This window comes from Pseudomonas sp. M20, from assembly GCF_045037865.1.
Classification (GTDB): Bacteria; Pseudomonadota; Gammaproteobacteria; order Pseudomonadales; family Pseudomonadaceae; genus Aquipseudomonas.
Window position 1 is genome coordinate 75,834 of sequence record NZ_CP173611.1, and the last position, 18,199, is coordinate 94,032.

The 18,199-nt window shown below is 59.4% G+C and carries 21 protein-coding genes and 1 pseudogene; 10 read left to right on the forward strand and 12 right to left on the reverse strand.

Annotation, left to right across the window (positions count from 1 at the left end; translation table 11 throughout):
- Nucleotide 1: 1 nt before the first annotated feature.
- The 4 genes from ACI514_RS00360 to ACI514_RS00375 all read right to left on the reverse strand — a co-directional run bounded on the left by ACI514_RS00360 (nt 2) and on the right by ACI514_RS00375 (nt 3,317).
- On the reverse strand, nt 2-943 hold the full coding sequence (locus tag ACI514_RS00360; RefSeq protein ID WP_160059385.1) for a MerR family transcriptional regulator: 942 nt from the start codon (nt 941-943) through the stop codon (nt 2-4).
- A complete protein-coding gene (locus ACI514_RS00365; protein ID WP_160059384.1) occupies nt 943-1,905 on the reverse strand; it encodes a DUF523 and DUF1722 domain-containing protein in 963 nt (320 codons plus the stop codon). The genes ACI514_RS00360 and ACI514_RS00365 overlap by 1 nt, the downstream gene beginning before the upstream one ends.
- A 213-nt stretch (nt 1,906-2,118) precedes the next feature.
- Entirely contained in the window at nt 2,119-2,334 is a 216-nt protein-coding gene (locus ACI514_RS00370; protein ID WP_405122880.1) for a TIGR02450 family Trp-rich protein, read from the reverse strand.
- Nucleotides 2,331-3,317: an NAD(P)/FAD-dependent oxidoreductase gene (locus ACI514_RS00375; protein WP_405122881.1), complete on the reverse strand. Its 987-nt coding sequence runs from the start codon at nt 3,315-3,317 to the stop codon at nt 2,331-2,333. The genes ACI514_RS00370 and ACI514_RS00375 overlap by 4 nt, the downstream gene beginning before the upstream one ends.
- Nucleotides 3,318-3,514: 197 nt before the next feature.
- Here ACI514_RS00375 and ACI514_RS00380 point away from each other — a divergent pair, with 197 nt between their 5' ends.
- Nucleotides 3,515-4,417 (forward strand): TIGR01777 family oxidoreductase, encoded by a 903-nt coding sequence (locus ACI514_RS00380; protein ID WP_405122882.1) that lies wholly within the window; start codon nt 3,515-3,517, stop codon nt 4,415-4,417.
- A 13-nt stretch (nt 4,418-4,430) separates the two neighbouring features.
- Nucleotides 4,431-5,456 carry a ferrochelatase gene (gene hemH, locus ACI514_RS00385; protein ID WP_405122883.1) on the forward strand — a complete coding sequence of 342 codons (1,026 nt, stop codon included), beginning with the start codon at nt 4,431-4,433 and terminating at the stop codon, nt 5,454-5,456.
- Nucleotides 5,457-5,558: 102 nt separating this feature from the next.
- Here hemH and ACI514_RS00390 read toward each other — a convergent pair whose 3' ends face one another.
- Together ACI514_RS00390 and upp are read right to left on the reverse strand one after the other, a co-directional pair.
- On the reverse strand, nt 5,559-6,833 hold the full coding sequence (locus tag ACI514_RS00390) for a uracil-xanthine permease family protein (protein WP_077574503.1): 1,275 nt from the start codon (nt 6,831-6,833) through the stop codon (nt 5,559-5,561).
- Nucleotides 6,834-6,835: 2 nt separating this feature from the next.
- On the reverse strand, nt 6,836-7,474 hold the full coding sequence (gene upp, locus ACI514_RS00395) for a uracil phosphoribosyltransferase (protein WP_007912842.1): 639 nt from the start codon (nt 7,472-7,474) through the stop codon (nt 6,836-6,838).
- A 162-nt stretch (nt 7,475-7,636) separates the two neighbouring features.
- Between upp and ACI514_RS00400 the strand changes: the two genes are divergently transcribed.
- The 3 genes from ACI514_RS00400 (at nt 7,637) to ACI514_RS00410 (ending at nt 9,157) form a co-directional block, all read left to right on the forward strand.
- The gene (locus tag ACI514_RS00400) at nt 7,637-8,194 is read left to right on the forward strand and encodes a hypoxanthine-guanine phosphoribosyltransferase (protein WP_064387625.1); all 558 of its coding nucleotides are present in this window, start codon (nt 7,637-7,639) and stop codon (nt 8,192-8,194) included.
- Between the two features lie 132 nt (nt 8,195-8,326).
- Complete coding sequence (locus tag ACI514_RS00405) at nt 8,327-8,806, forward strand: hypothetical protein (protein ID WP_137219522.1); 480 nt, start codon at nt 8,327-8,329, stop codon at nt 8,804-8,806.
- A 63-nt stretch (nt 8,807-8,869) separates the two neighbouring features.
- Nucleotides 8,870-9,157, forward strand: coding sequence for a PA4642 family protein (locus ACI514_RS00410; protein ID WP_127929737.1), 288 nt, complete (start codon nt 8,870-8,872; stop codon nt 9,155-9,157).
- Nucleotides 9,158-9,224: 67 nt separating this feature from the next.
- On the opposite strand, the gene mqo is transcribed toward ACI514_RS00410, so the two are convergent.
- Together mqo and ACI514_RS00420 are read right to left on the reverse strand one after the other, a co-directional pair.
- On the reverse strand, nt 9,225-10,733 hold the full coding sequence (mqo, locus tag ACI514_RS00415) for a malate dehydrogenase (quinone) (protein WP_160059379.1): 1,509 nt from the start codon (nt 10,731-10,733) through the stop codon (nt 9,225-9,227).
- Between the two features lie 708 nt (nt 10,734-11,441).
- Complete coding sequence (locus ACI514_RS00420; RefSeq protein WP_405122884.1) at nt 11,442-11,675, reverse strand: hypothetical protein; 234 nt, start codon at nt 11,673-11,675, stop codon at nt 11,442-11,444.
- 204 nt (nt 11,676-11,879) lie between these two features.
- Here ACI514_RS00420 and ACI514_RS00425 point away from each other — a divergent pair, with 204 nt between their 5' ends.
- Nucleotides 11,880-12,464: a YajG family lipoprotein gene (locus ACI514_RS00425; RefSeq protein ID WP_160059378.1), complete on the forward strand. Its 585-nt coding sequence runs from the start codon at nt 11,880-11,882 to the stop codon at nt 12,462-12,464.
- Nucleotides 12,465-12,704: 240 nt separating this feature from the next.
- On the opposite strand, the gene ACI514_RS00430 is transcribed toward ACI514_RS00425, so the two are convergent.
- Nucleotides 12,705-12,911 (reverse strand): hypothetical protein, encoded by a 207-nt coding sequence (locus ACI514_RS00430; protein ID WP_008083982.1) that lies wholly within the window; start codon nt 12,909-12,911, stop codon nt 12,705-12,707.
- Between the two features lie 193 nt (nt 12,912-13,104).
- Between ACI514_RS00430 and ACI514_RS00435 the strand changes: the two genes are divergently transcribed.
- The gene (locus ACI514_RS00435; protein WP_077574500.1) at nt 13,105-13,383 is read left to right on the forward strand and encodes a hypothetical protein; all 279 of its coding nucleotides are present in this window, start codon (nt 13,105-13,107) and stop codon (nt 13,381-13,383) included.
- Nucleotides 13,384-13,443: 60 nt separating this feature from the next.
- Here the strand turns inward: ACI514_RS00435 and ACI514_RS00440 are convergent, their stop codons facing one another.
- Nucleotides 13,444-14,607, reverse strand: coding sequence for a 1-acyl-sn-glycerol-3-phosphate acyltransferase (locus tag ACI514_RS00440; RefSeq protein ID WP_174244479.1), 1,164 nt, complete (start codon nt 14,605-14,607; stop codon nt 13,444-13,446).
- A 142-nt stretch (nt 14,608-14,749) separates the two neighbouring features.
- On the opposite strand from ACI514_RS00440, the gene ACI514_RS00445 reads away from it, so the two are divergent.
- The 3 genes from ACI514_RS00445 to ACI514_RS00455 are packed head-to-tail and all read left to right on the forward strand — an operon-like array spanning nt 14,750 to nt 15,862.
- Complete coding sequence (locus tag ACI514_RS00445) at nt 14,750-14,932, forward strand: CPXCG motif-containing cysteine-rich protein (protein ID WP_405122885.1); 183 nt, start codon at nt 14,750-14,752, stop codon at nt 14,930-14,932.
- Between the two features lie 9 nt (nt 14,933-14,941).
- Nucleotides 14,942-15,202 (forward strand): putative signal transducing protein, encoded by a 261-nt coding sequence (locus ACI514_RS00450; protein WP_405122886.1) that lies wholly within the window; start codon nt 14,942-14,944, stop codon nt 15,200-15,202.
- 36 nt (nt 15,203-15,238) lie between these two features.
- The gene (locus tag ACI514_RS00455) at nt 15,239-15,862 is read left to right on the forward strand and encodes an SOS response-associated peptidase (RefSeq protein WP_160059375.1); all 624 of its coding nucleotides are present in this window, start codon (nt 15,239-15,241) and stop codon (nt 15,860-15,862) included.
- Between the two features lie 76 nt (nt 15,863-15,938).
- Here ACI514_RS00455 and ACI514_RS00460 read toward each other — a convergent pair whose 3' ends face one another.
- Nucleotides 15,939-16,781 (reverse strand): methyl-accepting chemotaxis protein, encoded by an 843-nt coding sequence (locus tag ACI514_RS00460; RefSeq protein ID WP_405124183.1) that lies wholly within the window; start codon nt 16,779-16,781, stop codon nt 15,939-15,941.
- Nucleotides 16,782-16,793: 12 nt separating this feature from the next.
- Nucleotides 16,794-18,140: pseudogene (locus tag ACI514_RS00465) on the reverse strand (HAMP domain-containing protein); the annotation flags it as partial.
- Between the last annotated feature and the right edge of the window lie 59 nt (nt 18,141-18,199).

Sequence of the window (18,199 nt, forward strand, 5' to 3'; positions counted from 1 at the left end):
ATCAGATCAGCCCACGCTGAACGAGCACCTGGTGCGCTACAAGCGCGTCTTCAGCCAGGAACACATCAGCCATCTCGGAAGTTCTTACGGACAACTCGGCGTGGTGGATGCATACCGTTGGTCCGACCAGCATTTTCGGGCAACTGACTCCGTTCAATAGTTTCGGCAACTGCGCAAGGTTCATGGCTTTGCTGGAATACAGCAGTAAGCCACGGGCTTGCAGATGTTCGACCGCCAGCGCCAGTTCAGCGGCCGGCAGCGGCCAGTCAAACACTTGCACCGGACAATCAGCGCTACTGATCAGCCACGCGCACAGCCACAGATGAGGTTCCAGTGGCAGGTCGGAATGATTGATCAATAACAGCGGGGCGCCATGTAACTGACGATTGTTATGGTAGATGCGTGTGCCGAATTTGCTGCGTAACCACGAATAAAAGAACACCCGCTCCATCTGCGCGCCGAACTGGCCTTGCCAGCGCTGCTCCAGTTCCGCCAGCAGCGGCATCAGCAATTGCTCGCACAAGGTGCGTGGCGGGTAGAGCGCCATGGCCTGATTGACGCTGTCATCCAGGCTGCGTTCATTGAGTTGGGTGACGGCGGCAAGCAGGGTTTGGCGCAAGCGCTGCCAGTCGTTTTCCACCGATTCGCTGAACGCCTGTGGTGCGTCGAGCAGCGGTTTGACTTGGCTGACTGCGACGCCACGGTTGAGCCAGGTAAGGATGGTCAGAATTTGCTGCACATGCTCGGCCGAATACAGCCGGTGCCCCTTGGGCGTGCGTTGCGGGACGACCAGCCCGTAGCGGCGTTCCCACGCACGCAGGGTGATTGCATTGACGCCGGTCTGCCGGGCGACTTCGCGGATCGGCAGCCAGCCCTCGTCGAGGGCTTTTTTAAAATCCGCGCCGAGGTCTTCCTGGGCGCTGGTATCCATTTTCTCGTTCATTAGATTGCGTTTCGCAGGCTGAGGTTTTCCGGGTGCGGCTGCAGGTAAACCTGTTGCGCGATGTACGAATCCGGATGGAGGCGAAAGTGATGCTTGAGCAGCGTCAACGGCACCACCAGCGGCACGATGCCTTGGCGGTACTGGCCGATGACGTGTTGCATTTCCTGTTTGTCTTCAGCGCTGATTACCTGTTTCAGATAACCGCTGATGTGCAGCAGCACGTTGCAGTGCGTGCCACGGGTGGCGCATTTTTTCAGCGCCGCCATCAGTTCGCTGAAGTAGCGTGGGCCGAGTTCGACGGGATCGGTGTCGGCCATGTTGCCGAGCAGTTTGCCCAGCGCTTTGTATTGCGGCGGGTTGTGCGCCATCAGCAAATATTTGTAGCGCGAATGAAATTCGGTGAGGGCGCGACGGCTCAGGCCGCCAGCGAGGACTTGTTGCCATTCGCTGTAGGCGAACACACGGGTGATGAAGTTTTCTCGCAGCACCGGGTCGTTGAGACGCCCGGCTTCTTCCACGGGTAGATCCGGGTGCTGTGCGCAAAACGCCTGGGCGTAAATCCCGCGACCACCGCCGTTCACCGGGGCGCCGTTGGCGTGGTAGACCTTGACCCTTTCCAGGCCGCAGGACGGTGATTGCTGCATGAAAATGTAGCCGCAGAGGTCATCGAGTTCGGCAGCCATTTTCTCGCCGTATTCAGCCAATGGCTGAGTGACATTGATCGCCCGGTTCACCGTACCGACCGCTTGTGGATGCTCGGCATCGCCGACGAGGCGGATCGGTTCGCGCGGGATGCCCAGGCCGATGGCGACCTCCGGGCAAACCGGGACGAAATCGAAATGCTCGGTGAGGGTGCGGCTGCACAGGCGTGATTCCTTGTGCCCACCGTTGTAGCGCACCTCGGCACCCAGCAGGCAGGCGCTGATGGCGATTTTTGGCTTGGCTAGGCAAGGATCTGACATGGGCACCTCGAATCTATACCTGTACAGAGGTAGATCTCTGTACAACTTTCTTCAGCATAGATTCGTGGGTGTACAAGTCAAATTATTTGTATAACTTTTTCGGTTGATGCGATTCCTGTAGGAGTGAGCCTGCTCGCGATAGCGGTATGTCATTCAATAAAAAATGTTGAATGGTCCACCGCCATCGCGAGCAGGCTCACTCCTACAGGGGCTTTATTGCCAACCCAATAACCAGTGATCGTCGTTCTTGAGGGCTTGCCAATCGAGGCGTTCGGCACGCTTGGTCAGCACCGCCTGCAATTCAACTTCCAGCACCGTGCCTTCCTCATCACGGAACAACTCGGTCACCAGAAAGTGTTTTTCACGGTTTTGCGGGTGAGCTGCTGTCCATTTCGACAGCAGCAATTTACGCGGATTGAGGCGGTTCATTGCAGATGTTCGTGCAAGCGGCGCGCGGCTTCCTGGCCACTGAGCCAGGCGCCTTCGACACGCCCGGACAAGCACCAGTCGCCGCAGGCATAAAGGCCCAGATCGGCATCGGCCAATGTGCCCCACTCGTGGCCCGTCGCCGGGCGCGCGTAGAGCCAGCGATGGGCGAGGCTGAAGCTCGGCGCCGGCATGGCGCTGTGCAGCAACTCGGCAAAGGCGCCGTGCAGTTGCTCGATCACCGCTTCCTTGGACAGGTCGATGTGCTGCCGGCTCCACGCGCTGGTGGCATGCAACACCCAAGTGTCGAGAGTGTTGTCGCGCCCCGGTTTACTGCGGTTACGCGCCAGCCAGTCGAGCGGGCTGTCCTGCACAAAGCAACCTTCGATGGGCGTGTCCAGCGGGGTGTCGAAGGCGAGGGCGACGGCCCAGGTCGGTTCCATTTTCACCCCGGCAGCCGCCCCGGCAAGCTTCGGTGCGGCGGCCAGCAAGGCAGTCGCTTGCGGTGCCGGGGTGGCGATCACGACATGGCTGAACGGCCCGTGAGTGAAACCTTCGGCGTCCTGCAAATGCCAATGTTCTTCACCGCGATAGACCTCGGTGATGCGGCAGGCAAAGTGCACTTCCAGACCGTCAAGCAGGCCACGGGTGATGGCGCTCATGCGCGGCGCACCGACCCAGCGAGTCTGCTCGTCCGGCGACAGATTCAGCTGCCCGCCCTGATAGGTGTAGAGCTGCGGCGTCCACTCGGCGACCCAGCCCAAGCTTTGCCAACGCTGCACTTCGGTGACGAAGCGGCGGTCGCGCGCGGTGAAATATTGCGCGCCCATGTCCAGTGAACCGGCGTCGCTGCGCTTGCTCGACATGCGCCCGCCGCTACCGCGACTCTTGTCGAACAACTGGACGGTGTGCCCGCTCTCTGTCAGAGCCTGGGCGGCGGAGAGTCCGGCGATGCCGGTGCCGATGATTGCGATAGGTACAGTCATAGGGGCCTCGTTTACCTTTCTGTACAGACTACGCCGTGGATGAAACCTGTACAATTTTGTTTTTTGGTATAACTTCTAGCATTCTCGTTCTGACAGCTTGGCCTATGGTTAAACAATAGAGCCTGCCCGATAGAAAAGATCCCTGTTTATAAAAATAGACTAGTGATCCGGGTTAAACGCCACGCGAGGAAGATGTCATGCACATATTGCTGACCGGCGGTACTGGTTTGATAGGACGTCAGCTCTGCCGACACTGGTTGGGGCAGGGACATCGCTTGACGGTGTGGAGCCGCAAACCGGAGAAAGTCGCGAAAATCTGTGGTGCGCAGGTGCGTGGTATTGCGCGTCTGGAAGATCTTGGCGAAGAGCCTGTGGAGGCGATCATCAATCTGGCTGGCGCGCCGATTGCCGATCGGCCGTGGACCCATCGCCGCAAAGCGTTGCTGTGGAGCAGCCGTATCACCCTGACGGAAACCCTGTTGGCCTGGCTGGAAACGCGATCAAAAAAACCGGCGCTACTGATCTCCGGATCGGCGATCGGCTGGTACGGCGACGGTGGTGAGCGCGAATTGACCGAAGATTCGCCGCCGGTGATCGACGACTTCGCCAGTCAGTTGTGCATCGCTTGGGAAGAGACCGCACTGCGCGCCGAAGCGCAGGGCATTCGTGTAGTGCTGGTGCGCACCGGGCTGGTGCTGTCGGCTGAGGGCGGCTTTTTGTCGCGCTTGCTGTTGCCATTCAAACTCGGATTGGGCGGGCCTTTGGGCAATGGTCGGCAGTGGATGCCGTGGATTCATATCAACGATCAAATCGCCCTGATTGATTTTCTTCTGCACCGCGAGCAGGCCACTGGTCCTTATAATGCCTGCGCGCCGCAACCGGTGCGCAATCGCGAATTTGCCAAGACGCTGGGCAGCGTTTTACACCGCCCGGCGTTCATGCCGATGCCGACGCTGGCGCTAAAGGTCGGCCTCGGCGAGATGTCTTTATTGTTGCTCGGCGGCCAGAAGGCCATACCGACACGCTTGCTGGAAGCGGGTTTCACTTTCCAGTTCACGGATTTACGCGCGGCCCTGGATGATCTCTCCAGCCGCCTTTGAAATAGGACGTTGCATGACCGATCACGCCTTGCTTCTGGTCAACCTGGGTTCCCCGGCTTCCACCTCGGTGGCCGATGTACGCAGCTACCTCAATCAATTCCTGATGGACCCGTATGTGATCGACCTGCCATGGCCGGTGCGGCGTTTGCTGGTGTCGCTGATCCTGGTCAAACGCCCCGAGCAATCGGCTCATGCCTATGCCTCGATCTGGTGGGACGAGGGTTCGCCGCTGGTGGTGCTCAGCCGTCGTCTGCAGCAGCAGATGACCACGCAATGGACCCACGGCCCGGTAGAACTGGCCATGCGTTACGGCGAACCGTCAATTGAAACCTGTTTGCTCAAGCTGGTCGCGGCGGGGCACAAGCGCATCACGCTGGCGCCGCTATACCCGCAGTTCGCCGACAGCACGACCACCACGGTGATCGAAGAAGCGAAACGGGTGATCCGGCAGAAGAAACTCGACGTGCAATTGTCGGTGCTGCAACCGTTCTACGATCAGCCGGAATACCTCGAGGCGCTGGTCGAAAGCGCCCGGCCGCATCTGCAGCAGGACTACGATCATTTGCTGCTGAGCTTCCACGGTTTGCCTGAGCGGCACCTGACCAAACTCGATCCGACCGGCAATCACTGCTTCAAGAATGATGACTGCTGCAAAAACGCTTCGCCTGCGGTATTGGCGACCTGTTATCGCGCGCAATGCCTGCGGACAGCGGCGTTGTTCGCCGAGCGCATGGGCCTGCCGGAGGGCAAATGGTCGGTGTCGTTTCAGTCGCGTCTGGGCCGGGCCAAGTGGATCGAACCCTACACCGAGGCACGGCTGGATGAGCTGGCGAAAAGCGGCGTGAAGAAGATTCTGGTGATGTGCCCGGCGTTTGTCGCCGATTGCATCGAGACGCTGGAGGAGATTGGTGATCGCGGCAAGGAGCAGTTCCGCGAAGCGGGGGGCGAGGAGTTGGTGCTGGTGCCATGCCTGAATGATGACCCGCAATGGGCCAAGGCCTTGGCGACCCTCTGCGAAAGAGCACCGCTGGCGCTCTAAAAGCAAATCGCGAGCAGGCTCACTCCCACATTTGAATGCATTCCAATATGGGAGCGAGCCTGCTCGCGAAAGCTATTTTTCAGGCAGCGACGATCTAAAGGCTTAGATCAGCGGCTCATCCGCCTTCTTGTTCTTCCAGCCATCATTGCCCGGCAGAATCAGGTTCAGCGCAATCGCCACCACCGCGCACAGCGCGATGCCTTTGAGGCCGAAATCATCCGGGCCAGTCCCGGTGCCGACCAGCACACCGCCAATCCCGAACACCAGCGTTACCGACACGATCACCAGATTGCGCGCCTCGCCCAGATCGATCTTGTGCCGGATCAGGGTGTTCATGCCCACCGCCGCGATCGAACCGAACAACAGGCACAGAATCCCGCCCATCACCGGCACCGGAATGCTCTGCAGCAGCGCGCCGAACTTGCCGATGAACGCCAGGCTGATGGCGAAGATCGCCGCCCAGGTCATGATTTTCGGGTTGTAGTTCTTGGTCAGCATCACTGCGCCAGTCACTTCGGCGTAAGTAGTGTTTGGCGGACCACCGAACAGACCGGCTGCGGTGGTGGCAATGCCGTCACCGAGCAGGGTGCGATGCAGGCCCGGCTTCTTCAAATAGTCGCGACCGGTCACGCTGCCGACGGCAATCACGCCACCGATGTGCTCAATGGCCGGCGCCAGTGCCACCGGAACGATGAACAGAATCGCCTGCCAGTTGAACTCCGGCGCGGTGAAATGCGGGATGGCAAACCATGGCGCTGCGGCAATCTTCGCCGTGTCGACCACGCCGAAATAGAACGCCATGGCAAAACCGACCAGCACACCGGAAATGATTGGCACCAGACGGAAGATGCCTTTACCGAACACCGCCACGATCAACGTGGTCAGCAGCGCCGGCATCGAGATCAGCATTGCGGTCTGGTAATGGATCAGTTCAGAACCGTCGCCAGCCTTGCCCATCGCCATGTTCGCGGCAATCGGCGCCATGGCCAGGCCGATGGAAATGATCACCGGACCAATCACCACCGGCGGCAGCAGACGGTCGATGAACCCGGTGCCTTTGATCTTCACGGCAAGGCCGAGGAAGGTGTAGACGAAACCGGCCGCCATCACACCGCCCATGGTCGCTGCGAGGCCGAACTGGCCCTTGGCGAGAATGATCGGGGTGATGAAAGCGAAGCTCGACGCCAGAAACACCGGCACCTGACGCCCGGTGACGATCTGGAACAGGATCGTCCCAAGACCTGCGGTAAACAGTGCCACGTTCGGGTCCAGGCCCGTGATCAGCGGCATCAGCACCAGGGCGCCGAAAGCCACGAACAGCATCTGGGCGCCGGACAGCACCGTGCGCCAGAGCGGATCGTTGAACTCTTGCTGCATGGTTACGCGTCCTTCTGCTTGGTGCCGAAGATCTTGTCACCGGCGTCGCCAAGTCCAGGGATGATGTAACCGTGCTCGTTCAAGCGCTCATCGATGGACGCGGTGTAGATGGTCACGTCCGGGTGAGCTTTTTCTACTGCAGCAATGCCTTCCGGCGCGGCAACCAGCACCATCGCACGGATGTCTTTGCAGCCGGCTTTTTTCAACAGGTCAATGGTCGCAACCATCGAGCTGCCGGTGGCGAGCATCGGGTCGATGATCATCGCCAACCGTTCGTCGATTTCCGGAACCAGTTTTTCCAGATAGGTGTGCGCTTGCAGGGTTTCTTCGTTACGGGCGACGCCCACAGCGGAAACCTTGGCACCCGGGATCAGGCTCAGTACGCCTTCAAGCATGCCGATACCGGCGCGCAGGATCGGCACGACGGTGATCTTCTTGCCGGCGATCTTCTCGACCGACACGGTGCCGCACCAGCCCGCAATATCGTAGGACTCCAGCGGCAAATCTTTTGTAGCTTCATAGGTCAACAGGGCGCCGACTTCCTGAGCGAGCTCACGGAAGTTCTTGGTGCTGATATCGGCGCGGCGCATCAGGCCGAGTTTATGACGGATCAGCGGATGGCGGATCTCGAGGATGGGCATGGAAAAACTCCGGCGGCGGGCAAAAAAACCGGCCTAGATTAATCTATCCGAGGGGGATGTCCTATAGGACATTCTGTACGTTAGTCCATAAAGGCTTGATTCGGCCTCAATGGATGCGTACCTTTGCCCGCTTTTCCAATTCCGCCACCCCTGGAGAGCGCCATGTCCGCTGATCTCGAGCATATCCGTCAAATCATGCGAGAGGCTGACTGCCTGTACACCGAAGCTGAAGTCGAAGCGGCCATCGCCCGTGTCGGTGCACAAATCAACGAACAACTGGCTGACAGCAACCCGGTGGTGTTCTGCGTGATGAACGGCGGCCTGATCTTCTCCGGCAAACTGCTGACCCATCTGCACTTCCCGCTGGAAGCGTCCTACCTGCACGCGACCCGTTATCGCAACGAAACCAGCGGCGGCGACCTGTTCTGGAAAGCCAAGCCGGAAGTCTCGTTCATCGACCGCGACGTGCTGATCATCGACGACATCCTCGACGAAGGTCACACCCTCGGCGCGATCATCGACTTCTGCAAACATGCCGGCGCACGCAAAGTGCACACCGCCGTGCTGATCGACAAGGACCACGACCGCAAGGCGCGTCCTGACCTGAAAGCCGATTTCGTCGGCCTGCCGTGCATCGACCGCTACATCTTCGGTTATGGCATGGACTACAAAGGCTACTGGCGCAATGCCAACGGGATCTTTGCCGTTAAAGGCATGTAAGCAAGATCAAAAGATCGCAGCCTTCGGCAGCTCCTACATGGGATTGATGTCCACCCTGGAGCTGCGGAACGCTGCGATCTTTTGCTTTTAATCCCATGCTAGAGTGCTCGGCCCCGCCCTCCGGAGCCTGTCATGCGCCTCTTGATCCGCAGCTTTGCCGCCCTGTTGCTGGCCCTCAGCCTGCCGCTGTCCGCCGCGCCGATGCACAGCCAGTTCCTGCCGCCGGATGATCTGACCGTGCGCGATGCCGAACCCGAGCAGCAGCAACTGCTGCAGGTCACCGATTACTCCGTGGTGGTCGGCGCGCAACGCCAGTCCAATCAGCAGCCGATCCCGGTCACCTCGCCGCTGATGATCCGCCTCAAAGGTAAATCCCTGAACAAGGGCGCGACGATCACCCAGGTGCTGGTCAATTTCGACGGCGAAAGCAAAAGCCTGAAAAAGCCGATCTACGACGACAAGAGCAAAACCCTGACGTTGTTTTATCCACAGGCCCAATACCGCGTGATCATCGATCTGCTGCGCAATGACACCGTGTATGTGCAGTTCCTCAGTTACGCCAACGGCCACATCTGGGCCGATTTGCACACCGGGGCGGTGCGATCGCGTTGAGCCGGGCGGCCGCGCAGGGGTAAACTGCCCGCCCCGTGTAATGTCTGCGAGCTGGAGTCGGCAATGCGTAAAGATAAGAAACAAGTGATTGGTGACGAGATCGGCGATGAGCAGATCAAGCTGTTCCTCGATTTTGAGCCGGTCGACGCCACTTCGCCGTCGCTGCACAAACTGATCAAGGCCTACCGTGGCCTGCGTATCGACGACTTCGAACGCTTTCTGGGTTTCTTCGTTGCAGCTGGTTATGACGTGGATGGCAAGGACGAGCAGGGCAAGACCTTCGTTGAGGTGATAGCCGATCAGCGCAACGCCCCGGAATACATTGAGCTGATCGAAAAGTCCCGCACCTGAGGCTTTTCCCAGGCATAAAAAAACGCCCCGCGCTCACTGAGTACGGGGCGTTTTTTATGCGGCAAGATCAAGCGTAGCTTGGGGTCTCGCTGCTTTCTTCAACCAGTTCCAGCGCGATGTTGTTCTGCGTGTTGATCTTGCGATACAGCGCAGCATCGGTTTCCAGGACCTTTTCACGGGCCGGGAAGATTTCCGCCAGTTTGCCGGCCCACTCACCCTTGGCCTTGGCCGGGAAGCACTTCTCGATCAGTTCGAGCATGATCGAAACGGTTACCGACGCGCCTGGCGAAGCACCGAGCAGGGCGGCGAGGGAACCGTCCTTGGCCGACACCAGTTCGGTACCGAACTGCAGGATGCCGCCCTTTTTCGGGTCTTTCTTGATGATCTGCACCCGTTGGCCGGCCACTTCCAGGCGCCAGTCTTCGGCTTTCGCCTCCGGGTAGAAACGGCGCAGGGAATCCAGACGCTGTTCCATCGATTGCATCACTTCGCTGACCAGGTACTTGGTCAGGTCCATGTTGTTTTTCGCCACGGCCAGCATCGGCCCGATGTTACCGGCGCGAACCGACAGCGGCAGGTCCATGAAGGAGCCGTGCTTGAGGAACTTGGTGGTGAAACCGGCGTATGGCCCGAACAGCAGGGATTTCTTGCCGTCGACCACGCGTGTGTCCAGGTGCGGCACCGACATCGGTGGCGAACCTACGGCAGCCTGGCTATAAACCTTGGCTTGGTGGTGCTTGACCACTTCCGGGTTGTCGCAACGCAGCCACTGGCCGCTGATCGGGAAGCCGCCGAAGCCTTTGCTTTCTTCGATGCCCGAGGCTTGCAGCAGCGGCAGCGCCGCACCGCCAGCGCCGAGGAAGACGAATTTGGCATCGACTTCACGGGTGTTGCCGTTGTTGACGTCCTTGATGCTGACGGTCCAGCCGGCGCCGTTACGCTTGAGGCCAGTGACGCGCTTGCAGTATTTGACTTGAGTGTCCGGGGCGCTGGTCAGGTGCTTGAGCAACTGATTGGTCAGGGCGCCGAAGTTGACGTCGGTGCCGTTCATCACGCGAGTGGCAGCGAGGACTTCGTCCGGCGAGCGGCCCGGCATCATCAGCGGCATCCACTCGGCCATCTTGGCCTTGTCTTCGGTGTACTCCATGTCCGCGAAGGCGTGGTGCTTGCTCAACACGTCGAAGCGCGATTTGAGGAAAGACACGCCGCTGTCGCCCTGGACGAAACTCAGGTGCGGCACCGGGCTGATGAAGGATTTGCACGAGCCGAAGGTGCCTTGCTTGGTCAGGTACGACCAGAACTGCTTCGACACCTCGAACTGGGTGTTGATGTGCACGGCTTTCTTGATGTCGACGGTGCCATCGGCGGCTTGCGGCGTGTAGTTCAGCTCGCACAGGCCGGCGTGACCGGTACCGGCGTTGTTCCATGGATTGGAACTCTCCGCAGCACCGGAATCCATCAGCTCGACGACTTCCAGCTTGATCGCGGGGTCGAGCTCTTTGAGCAGCACGGCCAGGGTGGCACTCATGATGCCCGCCCCAACCAGAACTACGTCGACTGCTTCGTTATGCGCCATTTAACGCGTCTCCAAAATCTGCAGCACCAAATTGTCGGCATGGCTGCCAGGCGTTCCGGGACAGATCAGTTATGCCCCAGCTATCCGTGGTCAGGTCGCCATGTCCGAATCTTCGCAATTTTTCGCAACTTCGACGGATGTATGCGGCTTGGCTTTCAAGAGCTCCATGAACTCATTTCAGCGCACAGCTGGCAATTCGACTTATGGTCGAGACATCCATTTTTGTGCAACCAAATCCGTAGCGGACAGGCTTCAGGCTCCGATATTCGAGGTATACCCGGTCCTGTGTCGTTGGGCTGTTTCAGACGCTAATGGTGCATGTTCAGACGCAAAACTTTTCATTTGCTCGCCACACTCTTGTGAAGTTGTGAAAACCCGTTTTTTTCACGCTCTTTTGAAGACGTGAACCTCAAAAAAGGGCTGTCCAGGCCTGGCACCTTGCCCGAGGGCAAAAACAACGCGGTGGCCGAGCGTCATGACAGCTCTGCAGATTCGCGAAAAGCGGGGTTTTTGCCGGAAGAACAGGCAAGCGCGCCAACTTCACTCGATCTGTGTGGGCGGCTCTCTGTGGGCGATTTTGATGTCAAATGCATGCGCATTGACGCTGTTGCGGGGCCCGATCAGGAGACGTCCTTATAATCGGGGGGAGATTGTATCGAAGAAATGCGGGCAGTTGCTCGTGTTTAATGACTTTTATTAGGCATCCGGTCAGATGCTCAACATCGCTTGCACCCGTGCACGGGGCTGCGACGCTATGACGCGGGCGCTGGCGGGCAGTGGCTGGAGCAACCAGTTGAGGCGGATTTCTTCGATTTCCACCCAACCGTCGCCCATTGGTTGCAGGCTGCACTGCTTGAATGCCTGGCAATGGCCGTTGCGATCGAGCAGGGCGAAGCTGCGGTGCAGCGGGCGCGGTGCGAACAACGAGATCAGATAACGCATGGTTGAGTACCTTGTGGGGGACTGATTGCAAGGTTGCCAAGGTGCCGTGACGTGAACGTGTATGGCGGGTGAATAATCTGTGACAGGAACCGCTTTCCCAAGGGTTTGTCAGACATTTCAGTATTCACTGCCGGGCGCTGGTTACCCGCAGTGGCCCACCGCTATACTGCCGGCCTGTTTGTGCCTGATTCTGGAGAGAAGAGCATGTTGCAACGCCTGTTGTTCGGTTTGATCACTGTGGCCGGTTTGACCCTGGCCGGCTGCGCCCACAGCCCGCAACAACTGAACCCGGAGCCGAAGCTGACCACCCAGCTGCCAGCGGTCGGCCGTGGCCAGCCAGTGGTCGTGCGTGTTGTCGACGGTCGGCCGTCGCCAACCCTCGGTACCCGCGGCGGCCTGTACCCGGAAACCAGCGCCATCACCGTGCAGCGCGAGCAGATCCTGCCCAAGCTGCAGGCTCAGGCCGAAGCTGCCGTGCGCCTCTTGGGTTTCACCCCGACCAGCAACGCACCGAATGCTCCGCAGCTGACCGTGACTCTGGCCGAGCTGAAGTATCAGTCGCCGAAAGAAGGCATGTACGTGACTGAAGCGACCATCGGCGCGACCTTCCGCTCCGACGTGCAGAACGCCAACCGTCGCTACAGCGGCCGTTATGGTGCGTCGCTGGACCAGCGTTTCGGCATGGCGCCGAATCAGGAAACCAACACCAAACTGGTCAGCGATGTATTGAGCGATGCGCTGACGCGTCTGTTCAAGGATCCTACTGTGGGTCAGGTTTTGGCTGAGTAGGTTTTCAGCGGATGTGAAAAAGCCCGGGACCAGTGATGGTTTCGGGCTTTTTTGTCGGGCATGAAATCGTACCCCCTCACCCCAGCCCTCTCCCCCAGGGGGGCGAGGGGGAAAGGGAGCCGATCGGCGGTTTTTCAGAACCGGAGTTCACTCGAGTTTTTCAGGTCGATGTACCTCGACAGAACAACCCGGTCAGTCCCCTCTTCCTCCGGGATAGGGCTAGGGTGAGGGGCTTTTTGCTCAGGCAGCCTGGGAGTAGAAGTCGAGAACGCTGACACCCGTCAGCAAATCCGTCTCTGGCAAATCCGCATGCTGATGCCCGCCCAGCGCGCAATACACCAGCCAATGGCGATCCTGAACATTGAAGGCAAGGCTGCCGACGAGGCTCTGTTGTTCGTCGTAAGGGGTGATGAGGTACAGACGATCCTGGTTTTCAGCGTGAAGCATGTCGCGTTCCATGTGTGTTTCGAGGCGCGCAGGGTGGCCTATCCATATGACGATGCCGTGACACAGGACAGCCATCGGTCGATTGTCAGGTAATTTGTCGCAAAGGCTGGGGTAGGGGAGCAAGGTTTGGGTAGAATCCGCGCCGCAGTCGTCGATCTGGCGTCTGCCATACCGGTTCAGATAGAGGTCTGTGATGTCGCTGCACTTGATGACGCTGTTTACCGCCCATCCCGCCAAGTTGATCAACCTGCTGGCGCTGTTGTTGGCGTTTCCGGGCAGTTGGCTGCTGCACGCCACTCGCCGCCGTGAGCAGCGCGCGATGGCTAGCATTGCCGCCCAGCGTCAGGCGCAGCCGAATGCCGAGCCGATACTGGATTGGGCGACTTTGCGCATGAACCGGTTTTTCTATCGCTTCGGTTTTGCTTGCCTCGCTCTGGCCCTGGTCGTTTCCTGGATCAGCACGCGCTTCTAAAAGCTTCAGGCATAAAAAACGGCGCCCGAAGGCGCCGTTTTTGCGTCAGGTGGAAACCGCTTACAGCGGCAACCCAGCCTTGACCCGGTACTGATTGCGCACCGGCGTCGCATATTGCAGCACCAGATACGGACGGTGCTCTGCAGGGCACGCATCCAGCCGGCTCTGCCATTCTTCCTGCGCCTTGGCCAATTCATCCGCCGGGAACACTTCGACAGCCTTAGGCACATTCAATTGCGGATCGGCATCGGCCCACTGCGCGTACGCCAGGTAATGCACCGGAAATAACCGGTAGCCGCCGAGAATCTGCTTGTCCATCTCGATCGCCAATTGCTTGGTGTCTTCGAACAGCTCGGTGATCGGCGCGGCAAAGTTCACGTGCACGCGGCCCTTGTAGCCGGTGATGCCCTTGGCGATGCTCACATCGTCCTCGCCCGGCGCTTTCGCGTAAGTGCCGGTGGTGGCGCGGATGTACAACTCGCGGGCCTTGGCCTGGTCGCACGGGTCGTATTCGTAGCTGATCGACACCGGGGTGACATTCAGCGAGCGGATCACTTCACCGAACGGCTCGTCCTTGCGGCTCATGTGGAACATCTTGAGAATCGCCGACTCGGTACGGTCATCGCCATCCTTCGCCCGACCTTCTGCCTGAGCGATCCAGATCGAGGCGCAATCGTTGCGGATCGAGTGGTTGATGTACGCCGACAACAGTTGATACGCGGCCATTTTTTCGCGACGGCCGGTGATCGAACGGTGGACGATGAAGCTCTTGTTCAAGCGCATGAGGTCGCTGACAAACGGTTTTTGCAGCAGGTTGTCGCCAATCGCGATGCGCGGCGTCGGCAGGCCGGCGTGGTACACGGCGTAGTTGACGAAGGCCGGGTCCATCACGATATCGCGATGGTTGGCGATGAACAGATAGGCGCTGCCGGACTTGAATTGCTCGACACCGGTGTAGGTCACGCCGTCGGTGGCGCGCTCGATGGTGTGGTCGACGTAGGACTCGACCTTGTCCTGCAACGTCGCCACCGACGTCACGTCGGCGAACTCACGACGCAGCCGATGGGCTATAAGTGGTTTGAGCATCCAGCCGAAGGCACCGGCAAAACGCGGGAAGCGGAAGTGGGTGAGGATATCTAGAAACGCCTTGTCGCCGAGCAGTCTTGCCAGTACCACAGGTACTTCGCTGTCGTCGTAAGGTCGGATGGCATCGAATTCGCCCATCATGCTCTCTTGTTGGAAACGGCTAGGGTAAGTAAAGGTTTTGATCGAAAACCCGCGGGGCACGGTCTGAAAAAGTAGCCAGACAAAAATAGCCCTGCAAATAGACCGGCGATTATACGCACAAGTCACTTGGGAGACCGCGATGCTGGAAACCGCTGAATACGAATGTCCTTATTGTGGGGAGCTTGTTGAGACGACGGTGGACTTATCCGGCGGCGATCAGACCTATATCGAAGACTGCCAGGTGTGTTGCCGGCCCATAACGTTCGTATTGCAGGTCCACGGAGAGGACTGGTTTCTGGAAGTCTTCAGCGAAAACGAGTGAGGCGCGCCCATGCAGCGAATCTACGAGCCGGAAAACCTGATGGAAGGCGAAATGCTCAAGGGCATGCTCGCCAGCGAAGGCATCGAGGCGCACTTGATTGGCTGCGATTTGCTCGGTGGCACCGGTGAATTGCCGATCTTCGGTCTGTTGGGCTTGTCTGTGGATAACGATCAGGCCGAGTACGCCCGCGAGCTGATCACCGCGTACAATGCCGCGCTGCCGCTGCCCGGCGATGAACCGGAGAGCTTCCCCGGGACGCTGGTCTGTTAGGCTGAGCTTCGTTTTACTTCAGAGTCGTGTTGCCCCATGTGTGGACGTTATGCCCTGTTTCGCTGGAACCGCGATTTCGCGGCCCTGCCAGGTTTTCCCGCCGATCAGCAGGCGCAGTGGAACATTTCCCCCAATGATTCGGTGTTGATGCTGCGTGCCGGTGAAGATGGCCAGCGCACCCTGGCTCGCGCTCGTTGGGGGCTGACACCGCCGTGGCTGACTGATCTGTCGAAGACGCCGGCGCATGCCCGTGCGGAAACCGTTGCGGAACAGCCGATGTTTCGTGAGGCGCTGCGTCAGCGTCGCTGCCTGTTGCCGGCCAATGGCTTTTACGAGTGGCGCGGGACCCAGCGCAAGCGGCCGTACTGGCTGACGCCGGGGGAGGGATCGTCACTGTTTTTTGCGGCGATCTGGGAGGCGTATCCGGTGCAGGAGCAGGTCTGGTTGAGCACGGCGGTGATTACTCAACCGGCGTCGAGTCAGCGGCGGCCGCTAATTCTTGATGAGGTGGGGCAGGCGGCGTGGCTGGATCCCGAAACGCCTTTGCATGTGTTGCAGGGGTTGCTGGCCAGTGAGCCGGGTGCGTTGCGCGAGCGGGTGTTGGCGAATCTGATCAATGATCCGAAACTCAATGGGCCGGAGTGTTTGACCCCGGGTTAAAGCCTGTAGATCAAAAGCCCCTCACCCTAGCCCTCTCCCTCTGGGAGAGGGCTAGGGTGAGGGGGCTCTTGGCTTTTCAGACCTTGAACTGATTGATCAACCGCCGCTGTTGCTCCGCCAGTTTGGTCAAATCCGCACTCGCCGAACTCGACTCATCCGCGCCGCCCGCCACTTCATTCGCTACTTGGCCGATATTGATCACGTTGCGGTTGATGTCATCGGCTACCGCGCTCTGCTCTTCCGCCGCACTGGCGATCTGCGTATTCATGTCGTTGATCACCGACACCGCCTGCGTAATGGTCTCCAGAGCCTCAGCCGCTTTCGCCGCGTGCTGCACGCTTTCATCAGTGCGGTTCTGGCTGTCTTCCATGACCCGCACCACATCGCGCGTGCCCTGCTGCAGCTGCTGGATCATGCTCTGGATTTCTTCGGTGGCTTTCTGGGTTTTCTGCGCCAGATTGCGCACCTCGTCGGCCACTACGGCAAAACCGCGACCTTGCTCACCGGCACGTGCCGCTTCAATCGCCGCGTTCAGCGCCAACAGGTTAGTCTGCTCGGCAATCCCGCGAATCGCCGTGAGAATCGCATTGATGTTCTCGCTGTCCTTGGCCAGCGTCTGCACCACGTCTACGGCCTTGCCGATTTCCACCGCCAGCATGCCAATCGAGTTCGAGGTGTCACGAACAATCTGCATGCCCTGACTCGCCGCCTGATCGGCATGGTTGGCCGCTTGCGCAGCCTGAGTCGCATTACGCGCGACATCCTGTGCGGTGGCGGTCATTTCCTGCACCGCCGTGGCCACCTGATCGATCTCGGCCATTTGTTTCTGGATACCGATGTTGGTGCGAATCGCGATGTCAGCGGTGTGCTCCGAGGAATCGCTGACGCTCTGCACCGACGTCACCACCTGCGTGATCATCGCCTGCAACTTGGCCAAAAAGGTGTTGAAGCCCTTGGCGATCGAGCCCAGTTCATCACTGCGATCGCTGCTCAGGCGTCGGGTCAGATCACCTTCGCCCTGCGCGATGTCATTGAGCATGGCTACCATCTGCTTCAGTGGTCGGGCGATGCCGTGGCCGACCAGCCAGATCACCAGCAGGCCGAGGCCGGCGATCAGTAGACCGACCATGGCCATGCCGAAGGTGTCGGATTTGCGTTGCGCATCGAGGTCGGCCTGCAGTTTTTGCAGATCCGCCATCACGGCGTTGAGCGGCAGTTGCAGCATCAGCGTCCAGCGCGCGTCGGTCTGACCGATGCCGAACGGCAGGTACAACTCGATGCGCCCCTTGTCCTTGTTGACCGAGTAAGTCACTTCACCGCGCTTGAGATTGGCCATGTTGGCAATCTGCTCGGCATCGAGGATATCGCTGACTTTTTCGCCGAATTTGCTGGTGTCTTTGGTGTAGGCAACTATGCGGCCATTGCCGCCGATCAGAGCCATTTGCCCGGCGCCGCTGTAGAGCTTCTGGTTGGCAGCGAGGAGCATTTCCTGGATGAAGTTCACCGACAGATCGGCGCCGACGATGCCCTGGAAGGCGCCGTTGAGCATGATCGGTTCAATAAAGGAGGCGAGCATGACGATCTTGTCGCCGACCTTGTAGGGCGCCGGATCGATCACGCAGGATTTTTTGCTCTCTTTCGAGCACAGGTAGTACTCGCTGGCGCGCACACCGGTGGACAGGGTTTTCTGGTCGTCGACGTCAACCAGTTTGTCCAGGCCGAGGGTGCCGTCATCGTTGCGGAACCACCACGGCAGGAAGCGCCCGTTGGCCGCGTCGATGCCAACCACGCTGGTGCCCACATAAGCTGCGTCATTGTGATCGAGGGCGTTCTTCTCCCAGCCGATGTAGGTGCCGAGAATTTTCGGGTTCTGCTCGACGTTCTCTTTGATCAGGCTGATCAGTTGCTCGCGGCTGACGCTCAGGCGCGGCTGGCCATCGGTGCCCGGCGTGCCGAGCAGGGCGTTGACCCGTACCAGTCCGCCGGCAATCAGCAGCGGTGCTTCGAGTTCGCGCTGGATCTGGCTGACCTGGGTTTGTGCCAGCGAAGTCAGGCGCTGTTCGATGACTTGCTCGAACTGCGCCTGGGTGCGCTGTTGCACCATCTCTTGAGTACGGGCGCCGGAAAACAGCGCATACAGCACCAGCGCGGCCACCACGCTAAGCACGATGGCGCCGGCCAGGGCGGCGACGGAAAACTGGATCGACTTGAACTTCATGGGAGCTCCGCACGCAAGAGGACGTCTGCGCTGATGTATCGGCAGGCGGGATTGGGCCATGAGTGCGAGCCGGTGCAATTGCAAGCCGATGTCGCAAATGGGTCCGTGCACGACGCAGT